This is a genomic window from Stenotrophomonas sp. PD6 (assembly GCF_049199305.1).
Classification (GTDB): Bacteria; Pseudomonadota; Gammaproteobacteria; order Xanthomonadales; family Xanthomonadaceae; genus Stenotrophomonas.
This window is the reverse complement of the sequence record NZ_JBLZQD010000037.1, coordinates 1-749: the sequence shown is the minus strand read 5'-3', so window position 1 is coordinate 749 and position 749 is coordinate 1. Positions and strand designations below refer to the sequence as shown.

Below are 749 nucleotides of genomic sequence, written 5' to 3'. Positions count from 1 at the left end.
CGGAAGTAGAACTGCGGACGGTAGCCCTTGAAGAACGGGGTGTGGCGGCCGCCTTCGTCCTTGGACAGGACGTAGACTTCGGAGTCGAACTTGGTGTGCGGCTTGATCGAACCCGGCTTGGCCAGGACCTGGCCACGCTCGACGTCGTCACGCTTGGTGCCGCGCAGCAGCAGACCGGCGTTGTCGCCTGCCTGACCCTGGTCGAGCAGCTTGCGGAACATTTCCACGCCGGTCACGGTGGTCTTCTGGACCGGACGGATGCCGACGATTTCGATTTCTTCGCCGACCTTGATCACGCCGCGCTCGATACGACCGGTCACCACGGTGCCGCGGCCCGAGATCGAGAACACGTCTTCCACCGGCATCAGGAACGCCTTGTCGACGTCACGCTCCGGGGTCGGGATCCAGGTGTCGAGCGCCTCGACCAGCTTGATCACGGCCGGCACGCCGATGTCGCTCTGGTCGCCTTCCAGCGCCAGGCGGGCCGAACCCGAGATGATCGGGGTGTCGTCGCCCGGGAAGTCGTACTTGCTCAGCAGCTCGCGGACTTCCATTTCGACCAGTTCCAGCAGCTCGGCGTCGTCCACCATGTCGGCCTTGTTCAGGAACACGACGATGTACGGCACGCCGACCTGACGCGACAGCAGGATGTGCTCGCGGGTCTGCGGCATCGGGCCGTCAGCGGCCGAACAGACCAGGATCGCGCCGTCCATCTGGGCAGCACCGGTGATCATGTTCTTGACGTAGTC

General features: G+C 64.6%; 1 protein-coding gene. It reads right to left on the bottom strand.

The window, feature by feature from the left end; all coding sequences use genetic code 11:
• A partial coding sequence (locus ACOZHM_RS20685) for an elongation factor Tu (protein WP_421571224.1) occupies nt 1-749 on the bottom strand: 749 nt, incomplete at both ends.